This window comes from Azospirillum sp. B506, assembly GCF_000333595.1.
In the GTDB taxonomy this organism is placed as follows: domain Bacteria; phylum Pseudomonadota; class Alphaproteobacteria; order Azospirillales; family Azospirillaceae; genus Azospirillum.
Map to the genome: position 1 here is coordinate 1 of NZ_BADK01000913.1, position 6,867 is coordinate 6,867.

Consider the following 6,867-nt stretch of genomic DNA (forward strand, 5'->3'; position numbering starts at 1 on the left):
TCGATGTTCTCGGCGGCCAGTTCGGGATTTCATACCGAGGTGCAGGCCCATCTGGGACAGCACTTCCTTGATCTCGTTCAGCGACTTGCGGCCGAAGTTCGGGGTGCGGAGCATTTCCGCCTCCGTCTTCTGCACCAGATCGCCGATGTAGACGATGTTGTCGTTCTTGAGGCAGTTGGCCGAACGGACCGACAGTTCCAGCTCGTCCACCTTGCGGAGCAGGTTCTTGTTGAACGGAACCTCCTCGTGCTTCTCCTCGGAGACGGCGTGCGTCGGCTCCTCGAAGTTGATGAACAGCTGCAGCTGGTCCTGCAGGATGCGGGCGGCGAGCGCCACCGCGTCGTCCGGCTTGACCGAACCGTTGGTCTCCACCGTCATCGACAGGCGGTCATAGTCGGTGACCTGCCCGACGCGGGCATTGTCGACCTTGTAGGACACCTTGCGCACCGGGGAGAACAGGGCGTCGATCGGAATCAGGCCGATGGGCGCGTCTTCCGGACGGTTCTGGCTGGCCGGGACATAGCCCTTGCCGGTCTCGACCGTCAGTTCCATGTTCAGCCGCGCGCCGTTGTCCAGCGTGCAGATGACCAGCTCCGGATCCATGACCTGGATGTCGGGACCGGTCTCGATCATGCCGGCCTTGACCTCGCCCGGGCCTTCGGCGCGCAGGCGCATGCGCTTCGGGCCGTCGCCGCCCATGCGCAGCCCCATCGTCTTGATGTTCAGGACGATGTCGGTCACGTCCTCGCGGACGCCGGGAATGGACGAGAACTCGTGCAGCACGCCGTCGATGTGGATCGCCGTGACGGCAGCACCCTGCAACGAGGAGAGCAGGATGCGGCGCAGCGCGTTGCCGAGGGTCAGACCGAAGCCGCGTTCCAGCGGCTCGGCGACCACGGTCGCGAAGCGGTCGGCGTCGTCACCGGGCTGGATGTCCAGCTTGCTCGGCTTAATCAGTTCCTGCCAGTTCTTCTGAAGCACGGATCGACCTCAAAATGCCATCGGGTGAACACGAACCCGCGGGGTCCGAACCATTCCCATGCTGAGGGGACCGCGATGGCTGCGGTCCCCTGTCCCGGAATGGCTGGTCCCCGCGGGTGCGGAAGGCTGTACCAAATCAGACGCGGCGCTTCTTCGGCGGGCGAACGCCGTTGTGCGGGATCGGCGTGACGTCGCGGATCGACGTGATCTGGAAGCCGATCGACTGCAGAGCGCGCAGAGCGGACTCACGCCCCGAGCCCGGGCCCTTCACTTCGACTTCCAGGGTCTTCATGCCGTGTTCCTGAGCCTTGCGGCCAGCGTCCTCGGCAGCAACCTGGGCGGCGTAGGGCGTCGACTTGCGCGAACCCTTGAAGCCCATGGTGCCCGACGACGACCAGGCAATGGTGTTGCCCTGCGCGTCGGTGATGGTGATCATCGTGTTGTTGAACGAGGCGTTCACGTGAGCGACGCCGGCGGTGATGTTCTTGCGCTCGCGACGACGCAGGCGCTGAGAAGCGGCGGAGGGCTTGGCCATTTTGCGTTCGTCCTCTTACTTCTTCTTGCCGGCGATCGGCTTGGCCGGACCCTTGCGGGTGCGGGCGTTCGTGTGGGTACGCTGGCCGCGGACCGGCAGGCCCTTGCGGTGACGCAGGCCGCGGTAGCAGCCCAGGTCCATCAGACGCTTGATGTTCATGGCGACTTCACGACGAAGATCGCCCTCGACGCGGTAATCGGCGTCGATGGTCTCGCGGATCTTCAGGACTTCGTCGTCCGTCAGCTCATTCACGCGACGCTCGGCCGGAATCTCCAGCTTCGCGCAGATTTCCTTGGCCTTGAAGGGGCCGATGCCATGGATGTAGGTCAACCCGATCTCCACGCGCTTCTGCGCGGGGATGTTGACGCCAGCGATACGCGCCACGCTGCTCTCCTCAGTCTCGATATCTCAACGGCAGCCCGTCGGGCCGCCTACACACCGAGCAAATCCCGGCCGGCGCAAGACCGGAACCGGGAACGCACAATGTAACCCGCCACCCTTGCGGGGCGGCGAGAGGGTGCGACTATAGGAAAACCCCAGAACTTGTCAAGGCCGATCGCTGGGCCGGCCCAGAGGCGCCCGTCATTCCGCAGGAACTGGCATCCGAATGGCGGCGGGCGCCGCTGCCGCCGGCTCCTCGCCGGACTCAGTGCTCCCGGCCGGCGGATCCATGACCGGAAGGGGACGCAAGGGCGCCCGTCCCGAACTCAATAGCGCGCGGTCGCGCAGCACCTGCGGCAGATCCAGGCTCAGCTTCAGCTCGATGTTGCGCCAGATCTGGCGCAGGCGCTGGACATGCAGGTCCTCACCGATGGACAGCACCACCGATTCGAGATTGTCCATCGTGATGCCGCGCTCCGCCAGCAGCACCTCGCCCTTTCCATCGGTCTTCGGGCAGTTCAGCGCCTGGACCAGCCTGGGCCGCGACTCCGGCCGGTTCATGAAGCGCTCGATGTCGAAGATGGTCCGAACATTGACGATGCGCAGCGCCTCGATCTGGTCGAGGTCGAGCGCCAGGATCAACTGGGCCTGCGCCACCCAATCCATCGTCTCGTAGATGCCATAGGGCGTTTCGACGAACAGCAGGATCGGGTTCGCAGTGGCGAGGTTCTGCACATCTTCGATCTCGAACTCGGCGAGCCGGAATTTGATCGCCGAGTCGATGCCGAGGATCATGTCGATGGGATATTCGCGGATGAAGCTCTGCGCCCGCGGATCGATGCGCCGGATCTGCAACTGGGGCACCCGGCTCAACAGGGTCTGCAGCCCGAGCCTGGGAAAAAAGCCGACCAGGAAGGCGATCAGCAGTTCGGGCACACGGTCGCCCATCGCCCCTTCCGGCATCATCTGCGTCATGTCCATGTAGCCGTGATGCAGCGTGACCGCCGTGATGCAGGCAAGGATGATGTGCCCGGTCACCCGCAGGAAGGAGATCGGCGACAGGTCGTAGTTGGAGATGCGGCGGATCAGATAGTCGATCGACCAGACATAGGCGCCGAAAAAGGAGTAGGACAACACCGCCACTGTCTGGAGCTGGTAATGCACCATGTCCGTCGACGTGACACCGTCGACGCCATACAGCGTCATGCCGCTGAACAGCGGTTGGAAATGGTCCAGCCGGTCCTTTCCCAGCAGCATACCGCTGGAGGTCAGGAATCCGCTGAACGACACCATGATAAAGACGAGAACCGGGAAGAAATAAGCCCGCCATTCCGACGGCTGCGTTCGGTCAGGACCCTGCGGAAGCGCACGGTATTTGTACGCAGCGAATTCGAATGAGGGGATCAACTGATCCTGATCATGCCCTTCGATACGGAATACCGCCTCCAGATCAGTGATGATCTTCTGCCGGACATTCTTGATATTGCTGCGGCCGATGAAGATCGTGAGCGGCAGAATGAAGGAGAGGCAAAGAAGGCCGAGCGCACTGAGCACCCGCAGCTCGCCGATCACCCCGATGACCTGATCGAACATTCCCCACCCCGCATCGACAGCCCGCCACCCCAGGACGCGCAACTACGACGTTGCATCCGCCCGTCGGCTGCGCCACGACCGGTTATACCCTTATCCCGGGTTCATCGGGGAAATTTTGCGCGTGGGGATTGGTCTGATTCGGACCCTGCGGCGCAGACCGCCTACAATTCGATCCCCGCTCGGCGGTATCGGATAGCATCCGCTTGCGCCTGGACACCGGCGAGATGCGGGTTGATCTTCAAGGCGGCGTCAAACGCGCGCAAAGCCGGCTTCTCGTCGCCAAGAGCCAGATAGACCAGCCCCATCTCGACCAGCGCCCCGAAATGGCGGGGCTCCAGCGACAGCGCATGATGCAGGTCCAGCATGGCGGCGCAGTAATCGCCCAGCATGTAATGGGCCGCGGCGCGCTTGTTCCAACCTTCCGCATAGGAGGGGTCGCGGGCGACCGCGGCGTCGAAGGCGTGCAGGGCCGACTCGTAGTCGTCACTGTTCAAGCTGTACACCCCGGCGCGCATGTCGCGCACCATCGCCGGGTCGGGATGATCCAGCCAGAAGTCCCAGATATGCTCCTCTACCGATTCGGCATAGGCCGCGTCGGCGGTGGTGTTCAAAGCCTGGAAAAGACTGTCCAGACGCATGTTCCCCTGCCCCGCCCCGGCCGGCACCCCGAGGGTCAGCGTCAAAAGCACAGTCAAGGAAAAGAAGCGTCGAATCGTCATGCTCCAAATTTGGGCACGAATTCGACGAGCTGCCAACTATTTTTTTGTTGCAAACCGATAATGAATTGGTCAGTGGCCAGCGCCCTGGCGCCCCAGGCCGCCGACCTATGTCCCTTAGGCCGTCGGTGCAGGCGACGGAATGGTCTGGAACGGAAGACCCTATGCTGCTGTTTCCATCGTCCGACCTACAGCCTGAAACGGCGAACGGCCGGCAGATCGCTCCGCCGGCCGTCAGCTTTACCGGATATGTCCCGAATGCCAGTCCCGATCGATCGGGACGGGTGCTCAGGCGGCCTTGTTGCGGCCGGCCACGATTTCGTCGGTGACGTTGCGCGGCACCGGCTCGTAGTGGCTGAACTCCATCGAGTAGGACGCACGGCCCGAGGTCATGCCGCGCAGCTGGCCGATGTAGCCGAACATTTCGTTCAGCGGGACATTGGCCTCGACGGCAATGTTCGAACCACGCTCCAGCTGGCCCAGGACAGTGCCGCGACGACGGTTCACGTCGCCGATGACGTCGCCGAGGTAATCGTCGGGGGTGACGATCTCGACCTTCATCACCGGCTCCAGCAGGATCGGGCCGGCCTTCGGCAGCGCCTCACGGAAGCAGGCCTTGGCGGCGATTTCGAACGTCAGCGCATTCGAGTCGACGTCGTGGTACTTGCCGTCCACCAGGCGGGCGCTGAAGTCCACAGTCGGGTAGCCGGCGAGGACGCCGTCTTCCTTCTGCATTTCCAGGCCCTTCTTGACCGACGGGACGTATTCGCGCGGAACCGTGCCGCCGACCGTCTCGTCGACGAACTCGAAACCCTCGCCCCGCTCGCGCGGCGCGAAGATGATCTTCACTTCGGCGAACTGACCCGAACCACCGGTCTGCTTCTTGTGGGTGTAGGTGTATTCGACCGGCTTGGTGATCGTTTCGCGGTAAGCGACCTGGGGCTTGCCCATGTTGCCTTCCACGCCGAACTCCGTGCGCATGCGGTCGAGCGTCACTTCGAGGTGCAGCTCGCCCATGCCGCGCAGGATGGTCTGGCCGGTTTCACGGTCGGTCTCCAGGCGGAGCGACGGATCGGCGCGGACCATCTTGCCCAGCGCGATCGAGAACTTCTCCTGCTCGCCCTTGGTCTTCGGCTCGACCGAGACGCTGATGACGGGGTCGGGGAAGCGCATGCGCTCCAGGATCACCGGCGCGGAGGCGTCGCACAGCGTGTCACCGGTCTCGGTCTCCTGCAGGGAGACGAGCGCGATGATGTCGCCGGCGCGGGCTTCCTCGATCGGGTTGGCGTCCTTCGCGTACATCTCGACCATGCGGCCGATCTTCTCGCGCTTGCCGCGGGTCGAGTTCAGGATCGACATGCCCTTGGTCAGCACGCCCGAATAGACGCGGACGAAGGTCATCGAACCGTAGGTGTCGTTCAGCACCTTGAAGGCCAGCGCCGAGAAGGGCGCGTCGTCGGAGCTGAGACGCTCGCCGTTCGGGTTGCCGTCCTCGTCCACCGTCTTGATGGCCTCGACGTCGGTCGGGGCCGGCAGCAGATCGACGACCGCATCCAGAACCTGCTGGACGCCCTTGTTCTTGTAGGACGAACCGCAGAGGACCGGGGTGAAGGCGCTCTTGATGGTGCCCTTGCGCAGGCAGGCGCGCAGCACCTCGGCAGACGGCTCCTCACCGGTCTCCAGATAGGCTTCCATCGCCGCGTCGTCCTGCTCCAGGGCGGTGTCGACCAGCTCGGCGCGCAGCGACGGGATCAGGGCGATGTTGTCGAGGTCTTCCTTGACCGACAGGTTGAGCTTCTGGGCGAGATCGTCGGTGACCTCCCAGATCTCCCACTTGGCGTCCTTGTCGTCCGAGAACCAGACATAGGCCTTCATCTCGACGAGGTCGACCATGCCGCGGAAGTTGTCTTCCGAGCCCAGCGGAACCTGGATGCAGACCGGACGGGCGTTCAGGCGCGTCTTGATCATGCCGACGCAGCGCTGGAAGTTGGCGCCCGAGCGGTCCATCTTGTTGACGTAGCAGATGCGCGGAACGTTGTAGTTGTCCGCCAGACGCCAGTTGGTCTCCGACTGCGGCTCCACGCCGGCGACGCCGTCGAACACCACGACCGCGCCATCGAGCACGCGCAGCGAACGGTTCACCTCGATGGTGAAGTCGACGTGGCCGGGGGTGTCGATGACGTTGATCTTCTTCTCGCGCCAGAAGGCCGAAACCGCGGCGGACTGGATGGTGATGCCGCGCTTCTGCTCCTGCTCCATGTAGTCGGTCGTCGTCGACGTCTTGAGATCCTTCGTCTCGTGAACGTCAATGATCGTGTGCTTGCGACCGGTATAGTACAGAATACGCTCGGTGGTCGTCGTCTTGCCCGCGTCGACGTGGGCGATGATGCCGATGTTCCGAATGTCAGACAGTGGCGTTTGGCGCGGCATGTTGCGGTTCCATTGCAGTAACGCGACAACCGAAGCGCGACCGTCAGGGGTCGTCCGCTTCGGCGGCAGAGGTTGGTCGGGGTTTTACGGGCGATCTGTTAAGGCGTCATTAACATTCCGTAAACCGACAAGCAATTTGTCGGAATATTGAAGCGCGCGGCCCTCACAGCGTTCGGGCCACGCCGGCACACCCCAACCGAGGCTGCCGGGTCGCCCCGTTCCGCCGCCTAT

The 6,867-nt window shown here is 63.5% G+C and carries 5 protein-coding genes and 1 pseudogene; all 6 read right to left on the reverse strand.

The features are described 5' to 3' along the window. Nucleotides 1-981: pseudogene (locus tag I71_RS28365) on the reverse strand (DNA-directed RNA polymerase subunit alpha); the annotation flags it as partial. A gap of 136 nt (nucleotides 982-1,117) precedes the next feature. Beyond that, the gene (gene rpsK, locus I71_RS28370) at nucleotides 1,118-1,516 is read right to left on the reverse strand and encodes a 30S ribosomal protein S11 (protein ID WP_012974490.1); all 399 of its coding nucleotides are present in this window, start codon (nucleotides 1,514-1,516) and stop codon (nucleotides 1,118-1,120) included. Nucleotides 1,517-1,531: 15 nt separating this feature from the next. Continuing rightward, complete coding sequence (rpsM, locus tag I71_RS28375; protein WP_012974491.1) at nucleotides 1,532-1,900, reverse strand: 30S ribosomal protein S13; 369 nt, start codon at nucleotides 1,898-1,900, stop codon at nucleotides 1,532-1,534. A 198-nt stretch (nucleotides 1,901-2,098) separates the two neighbouring features. Continuing rightward, a complete protein-coding gene (locus I71_RS28380) occupies nucleotides 2,099-3,490 on the reverse strand; it encodes a hypothetical protein (protein ID WP_042702124.1) in 1,392 nt (463 codons plus the stop codon). Nucleotides 3,491-3,651: 161 nt separating this feature from the next. Next, complete coding sequence (locus tag I71_RS28385; RefSeq protein ID WP_244434102.1) at nucleotides 3,652-4,128, reverse strand: tetratricopeptide repeat protein; 477 nt, start codon at nucleotides 4,126-4,128, stop codon at nucleotides 3,652-3,654. Nucleotides 4,129-4,494: 366 nt separating this feature from the next. Further along, entirely contained in the window at nucleotides 4,495-6,636 is a 2,142-nt protein-coding gene (fusA, locus tag I71_RS28390) for an elongation factor G (RefSeq protein WP_042702129.1), read from the reverse strand. Nucleotides 6,637-6,867: the final 231 nt, after the last annotated feature.

Bases quoted from the DNA above. Each gene is read 5' to 3' on its own strand.
- rpsK (WP_012974490.1), bottom strand. From the start codon at position 1,516: ATGGCCAAGCCCTCCGCCGCTTCTCAGCGCCTGCGTCGTCGCGAGCGC.
- I71_RS28380 (WP_042702124.1), bottom strand. From the start codon at position 3,490: ATGTTCGATCAGGTCATCGGGGTGATCGGCGAGCTGCGGGTGCTCAGT.
- I71_RS28385 (WP_244434102.1), bottom strand. From the start codon at position 4,128: ATGCGTCTGGACAGTCTTTTCCAGGCTTTGAACACCACCGCCGACGCG.
- fusA (WP_042702129.1), bottom strand. From the start codon at position 6,636: ATGCCGCGCCAAACGCCACTGTCTGACATTCGGAACATCGGCATCATC.